Here is a 17,899-nt window from a genome sequence, read left to right as displayed (position 1 = left end):
GATAAACTCTAGGCGCGCTCAGCCTCCGGTGTCGCAACCAGTTTTGCGGCCTCAATATTTGCCAGTGAAAGTGCATCGCGCATCGATTTTCCCGTGGCCAGGGCTGCGGCCATCACGCCGATGAACATATCGCCGGCTCCGTGCGTGCTTTCCACTTTCACCTTCACGGCAGGCAGGACAATTTCGTCTCCGCCTCGGCTTGCATATGCGACACCCGCGCCGCCTGCGGTGACCACAACGTCCGGGAAGTTCGCCAACAGCCTCCTTGCCGCTTCCAATGCACCATCGAGCGTTTCGACAACCGGGACACCCGCCAGTATTTCAGCCTCGATGGCGTTGACGACGATGATGTCGACCAGGTTTTGAAGGTCGGCTGATAAGGCGCGTGCTGGGGCGGCATTGATCAGGACGCGGCCCCCAGCCTGCCGGACGGCCTTTGCCGCGGCGACATTGGCGGCGTCGGGGATCTCGTTCTGAAGCACAAGAACCGTTGTCCGGCTCAGCAGTTCGGCTGCGGCTGCAACATCCTGATTGCCAAGTGTCAGGTTGGCGCCAGATACAATAACGGCACCGTAATCGCCCTGCGCATCGAAAATCGCCACGCTCATGCCGGTGGCGTGGCCGGTAGACGCCGTGGCATTGCGCCTCACGAAGCGATCATCCACCTGTCGGCGCTTGAGATTTGCCAACAGAAACTGTCCGAAGTCGTCGTCTGCAACTGCGCCGATCATGAAGGTCGAGACGCCGGCCTGTGCTGCCGAGACAGCCTGATTGCCTCCTTTGCCGCCGCTTTTGGGGTGCCAGGACGTGCCTGTAACCGTTTCTCCCTGACGTGGACGGTCTGGTCCGAAGACCGCGATATCATAATGCAGGCTGCCAAAAACGGTGACGATAGGCGAGGATGTCATGGAAGGCGATCTTTCCGTTTGGAGGTGACGGCGGACATGGTGCGATCGAGATTGCGCTCGGCGGCCTGATAGTCGCGCTGGGCGACGGCAACGAAAATGGCGTCGAGAATATTGAGCTGTGCGATGCGTGCCGCGGCATTTTCCCCCATCAGAGGTGAGCCTTGTGCGGTGGAACACAGGACCACGTCGGCGGATTGGGCGAGCGCGGAGGAACCGTAATTGGTCACGGCAATGGTGCGGGCGCCGTTCTTGCGGGCAAGTTGCAGGGCCTCGATCACGGCAATCGTATTGCCTGAATGCGAAAAGCCGATGGCGACATCGGTATCGGCAAGAAGCGCCGCCGACATCAGCATCATGTGTGAATCATCGAAGACGCTGGCGCGCACGCCAATTCTCAAAAACTTGTGGGCCACGTCCCGGGCGATCTGCGCCGAACCGCCGACGCCGTAGAAATCCCGGTGTCGAGCCTTGTGCAGCATGTCCGCCGCCTGGTCGAAGGCTGCCATGTCCAGAATGGCGAGTGTTTCCTCAAGGGCGTGGATCGAGGTGCGAAAGACTTTCTGGACGATTTCCAGCGAGGTATCGTCAACCGACAATTCCTGATGCATTTCGGTTGTCGGCTGGCGGTTATACTGGCTGACGGAAGAGCGGAAATCCCGAAAGCCGGAAAAACCAAGCTTCTTGGTGATCTTCACCACCATGGCTTCCGAAACACCGGCATTTTCGGCGATCTGCTTCAGCGAGGTCTCCTCGCTGAAATCTCGCATGCCGAAAACCGTATCCACGACCTTTGCTTCCAGCGGCGTCAGCATTGGCATCATCATGCGAATGCGCGGCCCTACCGCCTTCATATCAAAGCCATCAGCGTTCATTCCCGTCCCCTTGTCGCGCGATCAATCATCATTGCGACGAGGATTATAAGGCCGGTGGCGAGCAGTTGATAGAAGGCCTGGACATTCATCAGCGTCAATCCATTGCGCATGGCGCCAAGGATGATGGCACCGAGAATGGTGCCGACAATACTGCCCTTGCCACCCATCAGCGATGCACCGCCAATCGCGGCTGCCGCAATTGCATCCAGTTCCCAGAGATTGCCGAGAATGGGTTCGGCAGCCCCAAGACGGCCAATCAGGATGAGAGAGGCGAGTGCGGCCAGGCCGCCGGAAATCACATAGGCGGTAATCTTGGTGCGGGCGATTGGAACACCTGCCACGTAAGCGGCCTCTTCATTGCCGCCGACGGCCATCAGGTATTCGCCAATTGGTGTCTTCTTGAGCAGCACCCAGGCGGCGACAGACACACCGGCAACGATCAACACCGGGATTGGCAGGCCGATCAGCGTACCATTGAACAGCGCCCGAAAGCCGGGCGGAATGCCCAGCACCGGATTGCCACCGGTGAAAATCAGCGCAATGGCTCGGTAGGTGCTGAGTGTCCCCAGCGTGACGATAAAGGGTTGCAGGCCGACATAGGCAACGAGCACGCCATTGATAAAGCCACATACCGCGCCGACACCAAGTCCGGCGAGGATAGCCAGCGGGATGGGCGTACCACCCAGCAGCAGCGTCGCGGTCATCACGGCTGCGATGGCGGCGGTCGGCCCGACCGACAGATCGATGCCGCCCGAAATGATCACCAGCGTCATGCCCAGCGCCAGGCAAGCGTTGATGCTGGATTGCTGGAGGATGTTTGTCAGGTTGCGCTCCGACAGGAAGCCGGGAACGAGCGTTGCAAATACCGCCATGATGACGATGAGGCCGATCAGCGTTCCGGCGTCACGCAGCGAGACGGAAAAGCGGCGAAAGGCCGGGGTGGCCGGGGCCGATTGGCTGGTGGCGGATGAAGAGGCGGTCATGGAGAAAAATCCTCTCTGTTTAAGCAGGATGTGCGGCGGCAGATGCGACACCGGCAATCGCTCCTGGAATGGCATGGGCGACAATGGCGCTTTCCGTCAGCTGGTCGCGCCCGATCTCAGCGGCAATCTGCCCTTCCCGCATCACCAGCACCCGGTCGGAGAGCCGGATGACCTCGGGAAGCTCGGAGGACACGACGATGATCGAATGGCCTTCTTGGGCCAGGGTTTCGATCAATTGGTAAATTTCGGATTTTGCCCCGACATCGATACCGCGCGTCGGTTCATCGAACAGCAGGATTTGCGATTTGGCTGCCAGCCAGCGGGCAATAATAGCCTTTTGCTGGTTGCCACCGCTGAACAGGCGGATAGGACGATCCAGCTGAAACGGTCGCAGATTGACCCGCTTCAGCAAATCCTGCGCGCTGGCACGCAGTTTTCCGGCGCGGATCAGACCGGCAGAGGAAAAGCTGGGAAGCGAGGCGAGCGCCATGTTCAGACTGACCGGACGTAGGGGGATGATGCCTTCGCGCTTGCGCTCTTCCGGTACAAGGCCAATACCTGCGGCAATCGCGTCACGAGGATTGCGCAGGCGCACAGTCTTGCCATCGATGGCCATCGACCCCTCGCTCAGACGATCGACCCCGGCGATCAGCCGCAGCAATTCCGTGCGTCCGGAACCGACCAGTCCAGCAATGCCCAGCACTTCACCTTTCTTCAGCGTGAAGGAGACATTTTTAATCTTGGTGCCTGAAGACAGGTTACTGGCTTTCAGCCTGACCTGATCAGTTACGAAGGAATGATGGGTTTCCTGCATCAGTTCACGCCCGACCATCATGGCAATGACCTGTTTTTCCGATGTGGCTTTCATGTCGACGATGCCAACGAGCTTGCCATCCCGCATGACGCTGGCGCGCTGGCAGATACGGAAAACCTCGTCCATCTTATGTGAAACATAGATGATCGACACGCCGCTAGCCGAAAGATCGGCAATCACTTCAGCCAGCCGGTCGAACTCACTCGGCGTCAAGCTGGAGGTCGGCTCGTCCATGGCGATGACCTTGGCCTTATCAAGCAGGGCGCGGCCGATCTCGACAATCTGCCGCTGCGCGACTTTAAGGCTGGAGATGGGTGCTGAGACGTCAATGCTGCGGTCGATCATTGACAGCGCTTCGGCGGCGCGCTGTTCCTGCTCCCGGCGCGAAACGAAAAGCCCGCCCATATGGGTCAATGAATGGCCGAGAAACATGTTCTGGGCAACACTCAGATGCGGCACCTGTTGAAGTTCCTGATGGATCATCGCAATACCGGCCTGTCTTGCATCAAGCGGCTTGCGAAATGCCACAGCGTCGCCATCGACGAAAACGCTGCCGGAGGTTGGCCGGAAGACACCGGATAGAATGCGCAGAAGGGTTGATTTTCCGGCGCCGTTTTCCCCGAGTAGCCCGTGAATTTCTCCGGGAGCAACGTCAAAGCTCACATCCGTCAGCGCGTTGACGCCCGGAAAGCTCTTGGAGATTGTTTCAAATCCCAGTCTCGGCACCATATCTCACCCTCCTCCTGCTAGACACACGATGCCGACCCTGAAAGCCGGCATCGCTCTACGTTTTTGTTGTGCATCGGATTTATCCAAAAGCCGGTTCTTAACTTTCGGTCTGATGCTCTAGCCTCGATTATTTGGCCGCCTTGGCATCTTCCATCAGCACAGCGCGTAGATCGACGCCCTTGCCCTGGTAGCGGGCGAGGTTGTCGGCGGTGATCAGCGCCTGAGGTGTTGCGACAACGCGCGGCAGCTTCTGGCCTGCAACGAGCCGAAGGGCTGTTTCCATGGCCACCTCACCTGTTAGAACCGGAAAGCTGTCGACGGTCCCGGTCAGTTCACCAGCCTTGATCGAGGTATAGGCATCCGAAATACCGTCGGTGCCGAAAACAGCGACCTTGCCCGCAAGCCCTGCCGCCTTGACGGCTTCGACTACACCCAGCGCCATGCCGTCATTGTTGGCATAGAAGCCGATAAGGTCTGGATGCTGGTTGAGGATGTTGGTTGCTGCATCGTAAGACGTCTGGCGGTCCCAATTGCCGGGAACGCTGGCGACGACCTTAAACTTGCTGTTTTCGCCGATGGTGGATTTGAAGCCGTCGGTACGCTGAACAGCGGCATAAACGCCGGCCTGGCCCTCAATAATCGCCACCTTGCCGCCCTGCGGACGATTGGTGATGAACCACTTGGCGACGCGCACGCCGTTGTCGCGCTGAACATTGCCGACATAGTGCTCGGCTTGCGGGATTACGGCATCATTGACGTCAACAACAGGAATATTGGCCGCCTTGGCCTGTTCGATCACCGGCTGAAGATTGGAATCCGTCTGTGGCGACACCAGCAGGACGTTATAGCCCTGGGTGATCATCCCCTCGGCAATCGTCAGCTGGCCAAGCTGGTCGCCTTCGCTTTGCGCCGCCTGATAGGCGACCGGAACATTCTTCGCCTTGCCGAACGCCGCATAGCCCTCACCGAGTGACCGCCAGTATTCGTTGGTCAATGTCTTTGAAACAGCGCCCGCCTTGGTGCCGTCGGGAAGCTTCGGAAAGGGGCCGAATTTTGCTTCCAGCTGCGACCAGTCCATGCGGTCTTTTTCAGTGTCGGAATTGAGCGGGGCAAGCTGCTGCGCAAAGGCTGCGCTGAACAGGAAGCTGGCAGCAAGGCCTGTGGCAAGCGACATTTTTATCATGGTCTTCATTGGTTCCTCCCAGGTGGTATCATCAGGCACGCCTCTGGCGTGCCTTTGGTTACAAAGGCTTGAAATCTTCTGGTATTTGGAGTGTCGGGTCTTAGCCCAGCATCAGTTCCTGCACGATGGCCTGCGCGGACACGGCATCCTGACGGTCGATGGCACCCGACAAACGATTGTCTTGATCGAGGCGATCGACAATCCGCAACATGCGCTTGACGGTCTGGATATTGACCTCGCATTCATGGACGGGATCTAGACCCGTCATGTCCGGGAACGTGTCGAAGTAGATGGCGCCGTCATAGCCGTCCTTGCGGATCTGGCGCAGAAGCTCAATGGTCTGCTGGGTATGGACCGCGCCTACCATCAGGCCATCGTCGCGCTTGGCATAGCCGTCGTTGAGATGAACGCCGAGAACACGGCTATGGCGGGCAATCAAGGCAGCGGCAAAGGCTGGCTGCTCATCGGCGTAGAGCACGTGGGCAAAGTCCAGCGTCACGCCGAGATTGGGCATATCGACGTCCCTGATGGCCAGCAAGGTGGTTGCTGCATCCGGCATCAGGCTGTAGGAGCGAGGCTCATTCGGCTTGTACTCAATGCTGATTTGGCAATCCGGATCATGGGCGCAAACTTCACGGATTCCGTCAATTTCGTGTTGCCACAGCCTGTGATAGTCGGCCTGGAAGGCATAGTCGAACCCGTCCTGACCAAGCCAGAGCGTCATCAATTGGCTGCCTGCGGCGCGGGCCGCATCGATCCCGGCCTTGGTGAGATCGATGGCTTCCCGCCGGACAGCCGGGTCCGGATTGGTGAATGCGCCGATCTTAAAGGCGGGGTTGGTGTAATAGCGCATGGCGAACCCGTTGATTGCCAGTCCCATATCACCAATTTGTCGGGCCAGGACAGCCGGATCTTCGCCAACATGATCGGGATAATTAAGGTCGAGGTCTGTCAGCCCATCGACTTTTGCGGCACGCTTTGCCATTTGCAGCATGGTCGGCTTGCCGGACAGGTCCGGCCATTCTGCCTTCGGGCAGGAGGCAAAGGAATTCAGTCGGGTTGCAAATTTTAGCTTGGTCACGGCTCTGGCTCACTTTGATCACTACACTTCATACTTCACAAAATAATTGTGATTTGTAAAGTAAAAAATGCCACAAACCCCAGCGAATTGCCTGGAGCCGATCTCAGCGGCGCAGCAATGCCTCGATTTCGCTGCGCTCCGGCATGGCGGGCGCGGTTCCCCGGCGGGTCACGGCGATGCCGGCTGTCGCACATCCAAACCGGACCGCGTCGAGCGGAGTAAACCCATCGGCAAGGGCTGCCGCAAAACCGCCAACGAAGGCGTCCCCTGCCCCGGTCGTATCGATGACAGGCCCGGCTGCAATGGCCGGAACCGCGACCGAACAATCGGGGCTATGAAACAACACGCCTCTGCTGCCCAGCGTGATGATAGCAGTACCGACACCGCGCTCCAGAAGCACATCCCCAGCCCGCTTCGCATCATCGATCGTATCGAGCGGAAAACCAACCAATGCGGCGGCTTCGGTTTCGTTGGGAATGATATAGTCGCACAGCGGATAGATCGCCTCTGGAAACGGCTCGGCGGGCGCAGGGTTGAAAATGGTGGTGACGCCAGCCTTACGGGCGATCATCAGCCCGTGGTGGGCCGCCTCGGCGGGCTGCTCCAGTTGCGTCACGAAAATCGCGCTGGTCTCGATGGTTTGCCGCGCCGCCTCGACATCCTCAATGGTAATGGTTCCAGCAGCACCGGGATAGACAATGATGGCATTGTCGCCGGTCTTGTCGTTGACATAGATGAAGGCAGCACCGGTCGGCTGGTTGTCCATAACTGTCAGTTTCGGCAGGACACCGGCATGCGCATAGGTCTTCAACGCCAGATCACCGAACGTGTCTCGGCCGATCTTTGAGATGAAGGAGACGTTCGCGGCCTCCCCGGCTCCTGCCCCGGCCCTTGCTGCCGCCACCGCCTGGTTGGAGCCCTTGCCGCCTGGACCGACGGAAAAGCCGCTGCCGGTGATCGTCTCACCAACGACCGGCAGCCGTGCTGCAAGATAAGCGGTATCGGCGACAAAGATTCCGAGTATCGAAACGCCCTTGCCCATGCTGGTCTCCTTATACCGTGGCGGGTGGGATCACGCCCTTGGTGAACAGGAAGCAGCCGTAGAAGCGGGTTTCCCCGGTCGAAATCACACAATAGGCCTTCTTTGCAAGATCGTAGAATGCAAACCGCTCAATGCCGTACATCGGCGACGGCTTGCCCTCAGCGCGGTCGATTTCCACTTGCACCTCGCGTTGCACCGGCTGGATGTCGTCCGGCGCACCCATGACTTCCATGCGGCCTGCCGAATTTTGCAAGGGTGTATCGAGCGGCAAAACCGACAGCAGGACACGCACGGCCTCGGCCGATGAAAGATTGGCCATGGACAGCGGACGACCCAGCACGGTCTGGCGCGCCACGCTATCGCTGGGGAAATTGGTGTCGGAAATCACAAGCGTATCGCCATGTCCCATGGATCGCAGCGCATGCAGCACGTCAGCATTCAGGGCGGGATGAAGATTTTTCAGCATGGGACATTCCTTGTTTTAACCGATGTTACTGCGATGGATGGCCTATTTGACTGCACCGGCGGTCAGGCCCTTGACGATATAGCGCTCCAGGAAAATCCCGACCAGAACGAGCGGCATGATGGCGGCGGTGGCGATAGCGGCCATGGACCACCAATTGATCCCTTGCGAGCCGGTCTGGCTGGCCACCATGACGGGCAGCGTCTTGGCGTTCGAACTGGTCAGCAGCGCTGCGAAGAAATATTCGTTCCAGCAGAGAATGACCGAAAGGATGAAGGCGGCCACCATTCCCGGCAGGGCGATAGGCAGGACGATCCGCATAAACGCGCCCCAGATCGAACAGCCATCGACCAGTGCTGCCTGCTCAAGTTCGACGGGGATCGTGTCGAACTGGTCCCGCATGATCCAGATGACGATGGGCAGAACCATCAGCGTGTAGACCAGGACGAGACCGGTCAGGGTATCCAGCAGCATCAGGTGTTTATAGAGCACCAGAAACGGCATGGCGAGAACGACGGGCGGCAGGATCAACTGGGAGAGGAAGAAGAACGAGATGTCCTTGTTGCGCAACCAGAGGAATTTGTAGGAAAACCGGCTGAGGCCATAGGCCGCCAGCGATCCGATCACCACAGCCAGAAACGAGGCTCCGGCTGAGGCGACGACGCTGTTGAAGAACCGCCGCATGAATTCGTCGCGCACCGTCGAGGCCACGAATATCGTATCCGGCGAAAGTCCAAGCGATCGCCAGCCCTTCCAGTCCGGCGTAAAATCCACGAAGGGAATGAGGTGGCCCTGGGTGACATTGACCGCGGTCTTGAACGAGGTGGTGATGGTCCAGTAGATCGGAAACAGCGAGATAAAGGCCCAGAACACCAGCGCCGCATAAATCAGCAGGCTGCCCGTCATGAAGTGAGGGCGGCGAAACCTGGTTTCAGGGCCGCTCTGGCGGGTGAGATTGGTTGCCATGGTCTAACCCTCAGTTGGAACGTTGCAGCCAGCGGCTCGTCACCTTCAGGATGAGCGAGACGAAGATGATGATGATGACGAGATAAAACTCGGCCAGCATGGTGCCGTAGCCGACATTCGAGCGGTCGCGATATTCCCGGAAGATGAAGCTGGAGACCGTATCTGTCGCGCCGCCCGGTCCGCCTGCTGTGACATTGATGACGATATCGGCAAGTTTCAGCTGGAAAATGATCCTCAGGATAATCACGGTGACGCTGACGGGCAGCATCAGCGGAAAGGTGATTTCCTTGAAGCTTTGCCAGCCGGAAGCGCCATCGACTTTTGCTGCCTCCTTGATCTCCGTTGGCAAGGCCTGTAACCCGGCCAGAAGCAGGATCATCATGAAGGGGATCGACACCCAGGCATCCATGGCCATCAGCGAGAGACGGGCGAGCCACGGGGTCGAGAAAAAGGCGGGGTTGTCCCATCCGAGATGTCGGGCGAGTGTTGCCGCCGGGCCGAAGCGATATTCCATCAGGGATTTGCCAATCATCCAGCTGACGGCAACCGGGCTCAACATCAGCGGCAGCAGGAAGGCAACCCGAAAGAATTTCCGCGCCTTGATCTCGGCGTTCAAAAGCAGCGCGAGGCCAAAGGCAATGGCATATTGCACCAGAACCGCCAGAACATAATAGACCATGTTCAACAGCGCATTCCAGAAATAAAAATCGGCAAACAGCGCGCGCAGGTTATCGATGCCGTTGAAGCGCCGCCCTGCGGCAGCGCTGAGGTTCCAGTCGGTGAAGGCAATGTAGAGGCCGAACACCGTGGGAAACACCACCATGGCGACCGTAAACAGCACCGCCGGTAGAACGAACACGGCCCGCTGGCCGCCCTCGCCACGGATCATGATCTGCGCGGCGCACAGAGCCACAGCCCAGACGATATAGGCATAGAGCAAGGGACGCCAGCTGACGAGACCAAGCGATGTCACCCCCGCTACATCGAGAATTTGCAGAACGAGCACGCCAAGCAGCAGCACGGTGGCCGCCGCCAGCAGCAGGCGGCCACGCCGGGCGCCGGTTTGCCGCAGTGATACCCTTTCGGTCGGACGAATGACAGGCATGGTCGTGTCGGACATAAGCAAACCCTTGGGCATAATGCCCTGCATAAACCGTGGCCAAAAGTGGCTTTAGGCGGTCAAAAAAGGTCAGGCGACATTGGAAAGCCGCCTGACGCCGTATAGAAATACCAGCGGCAGTTTCCCGCCACTTGTATGGCTCAAACGCCGAGCGAGGCCTTGTAGAGCGATATTTGCTTGTCGCGGCCAAGCTGATCGGTGAGTTTTTCCCAGGCCGCCGCAATGGCGTCGGCGCCTTCCTGGGGCTTCACCCTGCCCGCAAACACCTTTGCCAATTCGTCTTCCGCCACGCTGTAATATTGGAAAATACCGGGAATACGCGGTTCGATGGCAGCGTTCGGATGGTTGTAGGACTTCGACTGGGAGGCGAGATAATTGCTGATGAACGCTTCCTCATAGCCCGCGGCCACCCATTCCTTGATATCGAACTGGCTCTTGCGATAGCACTGGAAGCCGGAGGGATAGGCCGCCGTCCACAAGGCGAGATCCTTGCCACCGAGATGGGCCGCCGCACTCCAGGCTGCCTTCTTTTTCTTCTCGTCCTTGTCGACACGGGCCATGACGTAAACGCCCCAGCCCAGATAGGCCATGTTGGGCGCATAGTTCGGCCCGCTCGCCAGCGTTTCCCACTTTCCGGTCTTGGCATTATAGACATCGTCAGAGCCGGGAAGAATGTCGAAGGCGATGGTATCGCCGACCACCGAACTGTCGCTGGTCTGGGCGCTCTGCCCGACATCACCCCACCAGGAGACCATGGAGCCGGTTCCAGCCAGAAACTGCTGGAACGCCGTGGTGCCCGGATCGGCGTTCAGCTGGTCACCGGCTTCTGAAGGCAGTGCATCGACCACGTCCTGTATAGCGCGCACCCAGGCCGGATTATTGATGCGCGGCTTCATTGTATCGATGTCGAAAAGCCAGGCCTTGTCAGCCGGGTGCTTGGCATAGGCCGTCGCGCGGCTGCCGAGGAAATAGAACCCAAAGCCGCCCCAGGCCTTTGGCGCGTCGAGATAGCCAATGGCATCGGCGCCGGCGATTTTCTTGCCCTTAAGGAACTTGGTGGCTTCCTGCACCTGCTGCCAGGTTTTCGGCACGCCCCATTCGCCCGCATGGCCTTCGGCTTTCCAGGCCTTGGCGAGATCGGCGTCGGTGAAATAATCCTTGCGATAGTTGAAGTTGTGGCAATCGCCATCCACCGAGACGCGGTAGACCTTGCCACCCCAGGTGCCGACCGGGGCCTTAAGGTAATCGACGTAATCATCCATATCGATCTGGGCCTTCACCCAGTCCGGCATTTCCGAGGCAAGACCCTTGCCGCAGACATCACCCTCAAACGGCGCGCCCATTTCCAGAAGGTCGAAATCCACCGTGCCGGTGGCAATCGCCTGTTGAAGACGAGGGTTGTAATCAGCCTGGGCCAGGTCGATCCAGGTGATCTTGGCGCCGGTATAGTCCTCCCAGGGCTTTAGGAAGCCGCGAAACAGCACATTGTGCAGATTCTGATTGTTGAGGCCCATGAAGGACAGTTCGACGCCAGCGAACTCTCCCTTCTTGACGGTCTTCTTTGTGGCCTCCAGGCACAGCTCGCCGACCTTCTGCCAATCGGCATCGGTGGGAGAGCCCTTTCCAACGCCGGGTATTTGCAGAATCTGGGTGCGCAGGGACGCCTCATCGGCAAGTGCCGTTCCGGCATTGCCCAGCAACCCGCCAGCCGCCGCCACAGCCCCAAGACTTGCACCGGTCTTCAGGATGGCGCGACGGCTCAGGCCTATCGCCATCATTCTCTCGTATTCGCTGACTTTCATGTCTGTCTCCTCCCTTGTTCGCCTATGTCAAGTAACTGCTTCCACATGTCCCCTCCCATGGACGGGCGAAAGCAGATTCTCGCGTTTCCCTCACAAACTCTATTCCAACCGCAGCCCCGTTTCACCGTCGAACAGATGGACCATGGCCGGGTTCGGGGTCATGGCGATCACTTGGCCGGATGGCTCTGTCAAACGCTCGCGAAACACGCCGATAACCTTTTGCTGGCCAAGCCGGGCGAAGACCTGGGTCTCCGTTCCGGTCGATTCCAGCACGGTGACGTTGGCGGTGACATCGCCACCAAGCACAAAATGTTCAGGCCGAATGCCGTAGAAAGCCGCTCGCCCGTCAGACCCTGCGGGAGCTGAATTCAAGGGAAGCCGGATGCCCTCTTCGGTCTCGAAAAATGGTGTTGTTGATGCCCGGATATGCCCCTTGATCAGGTTCATCGACGGCGAACCGATAAAACCGGCCACGAACATGTTGGCTGGCGCATCGTAAAGCGTTAGCGGGGAGCCGATCTGCTCGACGCGACCATCCCGCAACACGACGATACGGTCCGCCATGGTCATGGCTTCGACCTGATCATGGGTCACATAAATCATCGTCGTCGCCAGACGGCGTTGCAATTCCTTGATTTCGGCCCGCATCTGGACCCGCAATTTGGCGTCGAGATTGGACAAAGGTTCGTCGAACAGGAAAACCTTCGGATCCCGGACAATCGCCCGGCCCATCGCCACCCGTTGCCGCTGCCCGCCGGAAAGCTGACGGGGATAGCGGGCCAGATAGGGGACCAGATCGAGAATTTCCGCTGCCTTGCGAACGCGCTCGTCAATGAAGGACTTGGTCTCACCACGCATCTTCAGCGCAAAGCCCATATTCTCCGCCACGGTCTTGTGCGGATAAAGCGCATAGCTCTGAAAGACCATGGCGATATCGCGATCCTTCGGCGGCAGGTCGTTGACGACCTTTCCGTCGATGACGACATCGCCAAAGGTGATCGGCTCCAACCCGGCAACCATGCGCAACAACGTGGACTTGCCGCATCCCGATGGGCCGACAAGAACAACGAATTCACCATCAGGGATTTCGACGGAAACGCCATGGATAACCGTCAAGCTACCGTAGGCCTTGCCGACATTGACGATATTCATCGATGCCAAAAGCAGTTCTCCTCCCAGGACAGCGTGCATTGCGCACGCCGTTTAAGCGGTTTTCCGGAAAACCGTAACGGTTGGAGACCTCCCTCTCACCGCCACAGTCCTTACGTCCGGAAAGACGCCGTCTGCGCCGAGAACTTCACACAATCTTTTATTTTGGTAAAGTCCGTTATTGCGTTTCACTCAAATATTTTCGATGCTCACCAAAGTGCAGTCGAAACGGGAGTTTTGGCGACGTTGAACTATGAATTGCGGTGAATACGCCCCTCGTGTTGCCCTGTTTAAGCATCGCCGCATCGGGAAACATCACAAAAAAATGTCAAATCGTGAAGAAATTCACGACAACAAAGGGAAGGCAGGTCAATGCTGAAGGGAATAGATCCGGTTTTGAACGCTGAATTGCTGCATGCCTTGATGCTGATGGGCCACGGCGACCAATTGGTGCTCTGCGATATCAACCATCCGGCAGAGACGATTGCCAAGCACACGACCTATGGCAAGCTCATCAATCTGTCGGGTTGCGGCCTGGAGGTTGCCACGGCGGCGATCCTGACGCTTTTCCCCCTCGATACCTTTGTGGACGCGCCGGTGAAGAGAATGCAGGTGGTTGGCGATCCCGGTGGGCAGATGCCAATCTTTTCAACCATCCAACGTGTGGTGGACCAATCGGAAGGACGGCCGGTCAAGATCGACGCCCTGGAACGTTTCGCATTTTACGCTGAGGCAAAGGCATCCTTTGCGATCGTCAGAACCTCCGATCCCGGTCCCTATGGATGTTTTATCTTCAGTAAGGGCGTCGTTTGATATAAAGGCGCCAAGGCAGAATGACCTATCAGAGGCGTGAATCGATCAGGCTGGATCGATTCAGATAACTCGTTGGACGCTTGCATAGAACCACGCCAGACTCTGGCCATGGAGAAAGAGAACAACAGCCCGGTCCAGCTTCGCCGTATTGATCCGTCGCAGAACATGCGCCGCTTTTACACGCTCGCACTGCAACCGACCCTGTTCGGCGGCGCGTCGGTGATCCGCAACTGGGGTAGGATTGGTACAACAGGCCAGACCCTGATCGAGACTTTTGATCGAAAGGAGGATGCCCAACGGGTGCTTTCGCGCCTGGAGCGGACGAAAAGAAAACGAGGTTACCAGGACGCGGGTCATCTATCTTGAAGACATCAGACATCTTCATGCTTTTTTACAGAGCAGTTGAATTTGAGTACGATTCATCATACATATTCCTCCTAGAGAGACGAAAAGAGCTCTGCCTTCAGCGGTAGGGCATGGAAGTGGTGGATGGTGTGACCGGACAAGTGAAAACACGCGCCAAGGGCGCTGGCTCCCTGGTCGCACAGGTCAGCGAAAGCCTTCGCAAGGCTATCCTTGGCGGGGACTATGCGCCGGGCGATCGGCTTCCCAGCGAGATGGAACTGACCGAGGCCCATGGCGTCAGCCGAACCGTCATCCGTGAGGCAGTCACCGGCCTGCGGTATGATGGGCTGGTGGAGGTGCGCCAAGGGGCTGGCATTTTTGTCCTCAATCATCATCAATCACGCGCCAACCCGTCAAAGCTGGATCGCGCCCGGCTGTCCTCAGATCTTGAGGTTTTGGAGATCCGCACGCCGCTGGAGATTGAGGCTGCCGGGCTTGCCGCACTGCGTCGTTCGCCAGCGCAGGAGGAAGCGATTTTCGACTGCCATGCAAAATTGCTGGCCTGTATCGAGGCCGACCGTTCCATTCGAGAGGCCGACCTGGCCCTGCATATGGCGATTGCTGCTGCCACCAATAATCCGCTGTTTACGCAATTTCTTGAGATGCATGGAGCATCCGCCATCCCTCAGTCCAAAGTGGTCGCGGAAAACCGGGCGGCTGAGCAAACGGCCTATCGCCGCCTCATTCACAGGGAACATCAGGCTGTGGTCGTGGCGATTTCCGACGGCGACGAAAAAGCCGCCCGCGCCGCCATGCAGGATCATCTGCGCGGCAGCCAGTTGCGCTACCGTGATCTGCTCCGTGATCTGCGCGGCATCGGCAGCGAGGCCTGAACTTTCAGGCCTCCGTCCCCCACGCCTCGATCTGGGTCAGCGCCGGAAACGGCGATGGATCGTCGGCTTTCACCAGACTGTGCAGCCGAACCCATTCGGTGCGCGTTTCGGGCAGGTTAAAACACTGGGCGGCAGAGGATTTGACCAGCGCCAACCGCGTTTCTTCTCCACCCGAAAAGCTCAGGACTGCGCTTTCCCACCAGGCATCGTGCGGGAAATCAGCCCGCAGAGTGAGAACCACTTCACAGAGCGTGACCGGGCGGCCAAAAAACAGGGTCAGGGCAGCCTGCGGGTCCCTGTTGATCCCCCAACTGGTGAACGGCCAGAAGCCGTGATTGCTATTGGCTCGCTCACCGTCGATGACATTGCGAACTGCGAAGGCCGCCTCCCCGCGTGTTTCGACATTGGCCTCCACATGCGGAAAAGCTTGAGAATTGGCGTTGTCGTCCAGGGGATTGAAGGCAAGGTTTCTCTGTGCCGCCATCTCTTCCGGCCTCGCCTTCGCAGCGTAAAGCCGGTGCAAATTTCCGCAAAAGGCATGGGGCGGATAAGCGATCTTTCTGGCGCCGAACGGGATGGAAAAACTGAAACGGCCCTGCGGCAAATAGAGGATGGCCGGGGTCATGGCGGCATCGAGCGCCAGACGGATATGACCGGGCTCTGACACGTCAACCAATAGCTGGTCGCCGTCACGGTAGGGCTGGCGATAGACCAGAAAGGCGTCTTGGTCTGCACTGCTCTGCGCCAGATTTCGGCCCGCAGCATCCATCACCGTGAGTGTCACTCTCATCCTCACCTCCTCAAGTAATCGTCAGCGATAAGCGCGATGTCTCAAACGGCAGCAGCGTGCGGAAAACTTTTGCTGGCCATGCCTGCCGTAGCCGGGGATCTTCAATGTCGATGACCTCGATGATAGGCTCTGCCGCACCGCTCACACTGATTTCACCGAGACCATTCAGGATCAGCTTCCCTGCTTCCATATGTGGCGCAATGCAGGTCATCAGTGACAGAACGGCAGGCTTGTCGCCGTCATGCTCATCGATAACCTCGATATGGCTGCCGCGAATGAGTCGGACGCTGCGGCGATAAGAGCGCAGTGCTGCTTCCTTCGGGTAAGCTGCGGCCAGTTCCAGCGAAATGCGTGCCTCCGCTACCTCGAAAGCGGTCTTTACATCGCGTGCGGCACATTCCGGCCCCTCCTGCTGCATCACGCCTGCAAAAGCTGGAAGATTGTGGTAGGCCGACTGCATCGTCCAGATCTCATACCGCTGCGGGGAGAAGGTTTTGGCCGTATAGGTTTCGACGCCGACATCGATGAGAAATGGTTGTCCGTTCTTATAAAGCGTCAGGCTGCCGACATCGTTATGATTATGGCTTTCGCCGTTGTGTCCGCCCTTCACCGCCAGATCGAAACGGCTGTCGCGGGCAATGAAAAGCCCGGTGCCGGGGTAGAAAATATCACCTTTTGCCGCCGGCTTTGCGGGCGCGGGTATAACATCCGGCAACCGTGTCGCTGCCGTCAGCCGGTACCAGAGGTTCCACTCCTTCGACAGCAGCGGATCGGCGGATTGCCGGATATCGGCAGCAGCAAAACCCATCAGCCTTTTCGATCCGACCGCGTCGCCGAACAGATATTCCCGGATGCTACAGGGCTCCAGAACTGCGGATGAATCGGCAAAATTGAAATAATGCCGTCCAGACACATGCATGTTGAGGATGTATTCCGCCATGTTGCGGATCTTGGCTGTTTGCCAAAGCGGACGGCACAGGTCCGGCACGACCTGATCCAGCACGGTCATGGCGCCAAACAAACAGAGAGCGGCATGGCGATAATAGAGCACGCCTTCCTCGCAGGCCCCGTCCTCGGCATAGTCCTTGAGAAAGGCATCGAGACTGCCCAGCGCCTTGACCAGCACTGCGCGGCGGATCTCCTGGCTGGTGGGCAGGGAAAAGGTGGCGATCAGGACGTTCTGGGTGATCCAGGCGGTCCAGTTGTTCATCCGCTCGTTTCCCTGCCCCATCCACCAGAAATGCCGGGTAAGATAAGGGGTGATGATACGGCGGAGGATCTCCTGCTCTATGCGGGCAGGCAGGCGCGGATCGCGTTGCGCAAGGGTCGGTCTCAGCAGCCAAACCAGGGTTGCCAGGTTCGCCGCCGTTTCGGCTGCGAAGAGATCGACCACAGGGTCATCAGGATCGGGCAAGGGCTGGCGCGGACCGCCTCGTCCATAAGCGTTATGCGCTGGCAATTGCCATCCGCTTTCCTCACAGATCAGGATCACACCATCGATAATGGCGTCGATGAAGTCGCCTCCGCCCTCGCCTGTATCCTCGGCGCATTCCGCCAGAACCAGATCGTTCAGCCTCAGGCGGCGGCGAAAATACAGGTCTTCGAAGCGCGAGCGGTTTCCTGTCTGGGTATAGTCACGGTAATGAGAGGCAAGGATTTGCGGCCATTCAGCCTCCAGCGCGGTGCGGCCTGCGGCTTGCAGCGCGGTGAGATGTTCGGCGCCCAATCGTTGCAGCAGTGCATGGACGTCGACACCTGCGACCGGTTGGAAATCGGCAAGGTGGGACGGCAAGCTGCCGATTTGCTCGCTGAACATGGTGTCCACCTTCCCTTCCTCGCCGTCTAACGATCCCCTGCTATCATACCTATTTTCACCTTTCCAGTAAATTTGTCTGATGTTATTGGAAGTTGTTTGACCAATAACCGATCTATGCTATGCAGTGATC

General features: G+C 58.3%; 17 protein-coding genes. 3 read left to right on the top strand and 14 right to left on the bottom strand.

What is annotated here, in order from left to right; all coding sequences use genetic code 11:
* Window positions 1–8: 8 nt before the first annotated feature.
* From ASB66_RS20190 to ASB66_RS20135, 12 genes are all read right to left on the bottom strand, one after another.
* Entirely contained in the window at window positions 9–908 is a 900-nt protein-coding gene (locus ASB66_RS20190; protein WP_060720053.1) for a ribokinase, read from the bottom strand.
* On the bottom strand, window positions 905–1,780 hold the full coding sequence (locus ASB66_RS20185; RefSeq protein WP_060720052.1) for a MurR/RpiR family transcriptional regulator: 876 nt from the start codon (window positions 1,778–1,780) through the stop codon (window positions 905–907). The genes ASB66_RS20190 and ASB66_RS20185 overlap by 4 nt, the downstream gene beginning before the upstream one ends.
* Complete coding sequence (locus ASB66_RS20180) at window positions 1,777–2,763, bottom strand: ABC transporter permease (protein ID WP_060720112.1); 987 nt, start codon at window positions 2,761–2,763, stop codon at window positions 1,777–1,779. Before ASB66_RS20180 ends, ASB66_RS20185 begins: the two co-directional genes overlap by 4 nt.
* 19 nt (window positions 2,764–2,782) lie before the next feature.
* Window positions 2,783–4,306: a sugar ABC transporter ATP-binding protein gene (locus tag ASB66_RS20175; protein ID WP_060720051.1), complete on the bottom strand. Its 1,524-nt coding sequence runs from the start codon at window positions 4,304–4,306 to the stop codon at window positions 2,783–2,785.
* A gap of 127 nt (window positions 4,307–4,433) precedes the next feature.
* On the bottom strand, window positions 4,434–5,489 hold the full coding sequence (locus tag ASB66_RS20170) for a sugar ABC transporter substrate-binding protein (protein WP_411910112.1): 1,056 nt from the start codon (window positions 5,487–5,489) through the stop codon (window positions 4,434–4,436).
* Between the two features lie 100 nt (window positions 5,490–5,589).
* Complete coding sequence (locus tag ASB66_RS20165) at window positions 5,590–6,570, bottom strand: sugar phosphate isomerase/epimerase family protein (protein WP_114386893.1); 981 nt, start codon at window positions 6,568–6,570, stop codon at window positions 5,590–5,592.
* Window positions 6,571–6,673: 103 nt separating this feature from the next.
* Window positions 6,674–7,612, bottom strand: a complete 939-nt coding sequence (locus ASB66_RS20160; protein ID WP_070166129.1) for a ribokinase — start codon at window positions 7,610–7,612, stop codon at window positions 6,674–6,676.
* Window positions 7,613–7,622: 10 nt separating this feature from the next.
* Window positions 7,623–8,078, bottom strand: coding sequence for an RbsD/FucU family protein (locus tag ASB66_RS20155; RefSeq protein ID WP_060720047.1), 456 nt, complete (start codon window positions 8,076–8,078; stop codon window positions 7,623–7,625).
* Between the two features lie 42 nt (window positions 8,079–8,120).
* A complete protein-coding gene (locus ASB66_RS20150; protein ID WP_234613951.1) occupies window positions 8,121–8,981 on the bottom strand; it encodes a carbohydrate ABC transporter permease in 861 nt (286 codons plus the stop codon).
* 70 nt (window positions 8,982–9,051) lie between these two features.
* Window positions 9,052–10,161 (bottom strand): carbohydrate ABC transporter permease, encoded by a 1,110-nt coding sequence (locus ASB66_RS20145; protein WP_060720111.1) that lies wholly within the window; start codon window positions 10,159–10,161, stop codon window positions 9,052–9,054.
* Window positions 10,162–10,301: 140 nt separating this feature from the next.
* Window positions 10,302–11,963, bottom strand: coding sequence for an ABC transporter substrate-binding protein (locus tag ASB66_RS20140; RefSeq protein WP_060720045.1), 1,662 nt, complete (start codon window positions 11,961–11,963; stop codon window positions 10,302–10,304).
* A gap of 99 nt (window positions 11,964–12,062) precedes the next feature.
* Window positions 12,063–13,124, bottom strand: coding sequence for an ABC transporter ATP-binding protein (locus tag ASB66_RS20135; protein ID WP_060720110.1), 1,062 nt, complete (start codon window positions 13,122–13,124; stop codon window positions 12,063–12,065).
* 360 nt (window positions 13,125–13,484) lie between these two features.
* On the opposite strand from ASB66_RS20135, the gene ASB66_RS20130 reads away from it, so the two are divergent.
* The 3 genes from ASB66_RS20130 (at window position 13,485) to ASB66_RS20120 (ending at window position 15,163) form a co-directional block, all read left to right on the top strand.
* Window positions 13,485–13,925, top strand: a complete 441-nt coding sequence (locus ASB66_RS20130) for an RbsD/FucU family protein (RefSeq protein ID WP_060720044.1) — start codon at window positions 13,485–13,487, stop codon at window positions 13,923–13,925.
* Between the two features lie 108 nt (window positions 13,926–14,033).
* The gene (locus ASB66_RS20125) at window positions 14,034–14,291 is read left to right on the top strand and encodes a WGR domain-containing protein (RefSeq protein ID WP_060720043.1); all 258 of its coding nucleotides are present in this window, start codon (window positions 14,034–14,036) and stop codon (window positions 14,289–14,291) included.
* Between the two features lie 110 nt (window positions 14,292–14,401).
* Window positions 14,402–15,163 (top strand): FadR/GntR family transcriptional regulator, encoded by a 762-nt coding sequence (locus tag ASB66_RS20120; RefSeq protein WP_060720042.1) that lies wholly within the window; start codon window positions 14,402–14,404, stop codon window positions 15,161–15,163.
* A 4-nt stretch (window positions 15,164–15,167) separates the two neighbouring features.
* On the opposite strand, the gene ASB66_RS20115 is transcribed toward ASB66_RS20120, so the two are convergent.
* Both ASB66_RS20115 and ASB66_RS20110 read right to left on the bottom strand, forming a co-directional pair.
* A complete protein-coding gene (locus tag ASB66_RS20115) occupies window positions 15,168–15,953 on the bottom strand; it encodes a hypothetical protein (RefSeq protein WP_060720041.1) in 786 nt (261 codons plus the stop codon).
* 10 nt (window positions 15,954–15,963) lie between these two features.
* Complete coding sequence (locus ASB66_RS20110) at window positions 15,964–17,769, bottom strand: heparinase II/III domain-containing protein (RefSeq protein WP_060720040.1); 1,806 nt, start codon at window positions 17,767–17,769, stop codon at window positions 15,964–15,966.
* Between the last annotated feature and the right edge of the window lie 130 nt (window positions 17,770–17,899).

It is taken from the genome of Gillisella vitis (assembly GCF_001541345.2).
GTDB classification, from domain to species: domain Bacteria; phylum Pseudomonadota; class Alphaproteobacteria; order Rhizobiales; family Rhizobiaceae; genus Allorhizobium; species Allorhizobium vitis.
Note: the sequence above shows the minus strand (reverse complement) of the source record. Positions and strands in the feature narration are given on the sequence as shown.

What these genes read in the sequence shown, in the direction of transcription:
- ASB66_RS20155 (WP_060720047.1), bottom strand. Translation starts at nt 8,078, where the DNA reads ATGCTGAAAAATCTTCATCCCGCCCTGAATGCTGACGTGCTGCATGCG.
- ASB66_RS20120 (WP_060720042.1), top strand. Translation starts at nt 14,402, where the DNA reads ATGGAAGTGGTGGATGGTGTGACCGGACAAGTGAAAACACGCGCCAAG.
- ASB66_RS20130 (WP_060720044.1), top strand. Translation starts at nt 13,485, where the DNA reads ATGCTGAAGGGAATAGATCCGGTTTTGAACGCTGAATTGCTGCATGCC.
- ASB66_RS20170 (WP_411910112.1), bottom strand. Translation starts at nt 5,489, where the DNA reads ATGATAAAAATGTCGCTTGCCACAGGCCTTGCTGCCAGCTTCCTGTTC.
- ASB66_RS20185 (WP_060720052.1), bottom strand. Translation starts at nt 1,780, where the DNA reads ATGAACGCTGATGGCTTTGATATGAAGGCGGTAGGGCCGCGCATTCGC.
- ASB66_RS20110 (WP_060720040.1), bottom strand. Translation starts at nt 17,769, where the DNA reads ATGTTCAGCGAGCAAATCGGCAGCTTGCCGTCCCACCTTGCCGATTTC.
- ASB66_RS20190 (WP_060720053.1), bottom strand. Translation starts at nt 908, where the DNA reads ATGACATCCTCGCCTATCGTCACCGTTTTTGGCAGCCTGCATTATGAT.
- ASB66_RS20115 (WP_060720041.1), bottom strand. Translation starts at nt 15,953, where the DNA reads ATGAGAGTGACACTCACGGTGATGGATGCTGCGGGCCGAAATCTGGCG.
- ASB66_RS20175 (WP_060720051.1), bottom strand. Translation starts at nt 4,306, where the DNA reads ATGGTGCCGAGACTGGGATTTGAAACAATCTCCAAGAGCTTTCCGGGC.
- ASB66_RS20150 (WP_234613951.1), bottom strand. Translation starts at nt 8,981, where the DNA reads ATGACGGGCAGCCTGCTGATTTATGCGGCGCTGGTGTTCTGGGCCTTT.
- ASB66_RS20160 (WP_070166129.1), bottom strand. Translation starts at nt 7,612, where the DNA reads ATGGGCAAGGGCGTTTCGATACTCGGAATCTTTGTCGCCGATACCGCT.
- ASB66_RS20145 (WP_060720111.1), bottom strand. Translation starts at nt 10,161, where the DNA reads ATGTCCGACACGACCATGCCTGTCATTCGTCCGACCGAAAGGGTATCA.
- ASB66_RS20140 (WP_060720045.1), bottom strand. Translation starts at nt 11,963, where the DNA reads ATGAAAGTCAGCGAATACGAGAGAATGATGGCGATAGGCCTGAGCCGT.
- ASB66_RS20125 (WP_060720043.1), top strand. Translation starts at nt 14,034, where the DNA reads ATGGAGAAAGAGAACAACAGCCCGGTCCAGCTTCGCCGTATTGATCCG.
- ASB66_RS20180 (WP_060720112.1), bottom strand. Translation starts at nt 2,763, where the DNA reads ATGACCGCCTCTTCATCCGCCACCAGCCAATCGGCCCCGGCCACCCCG.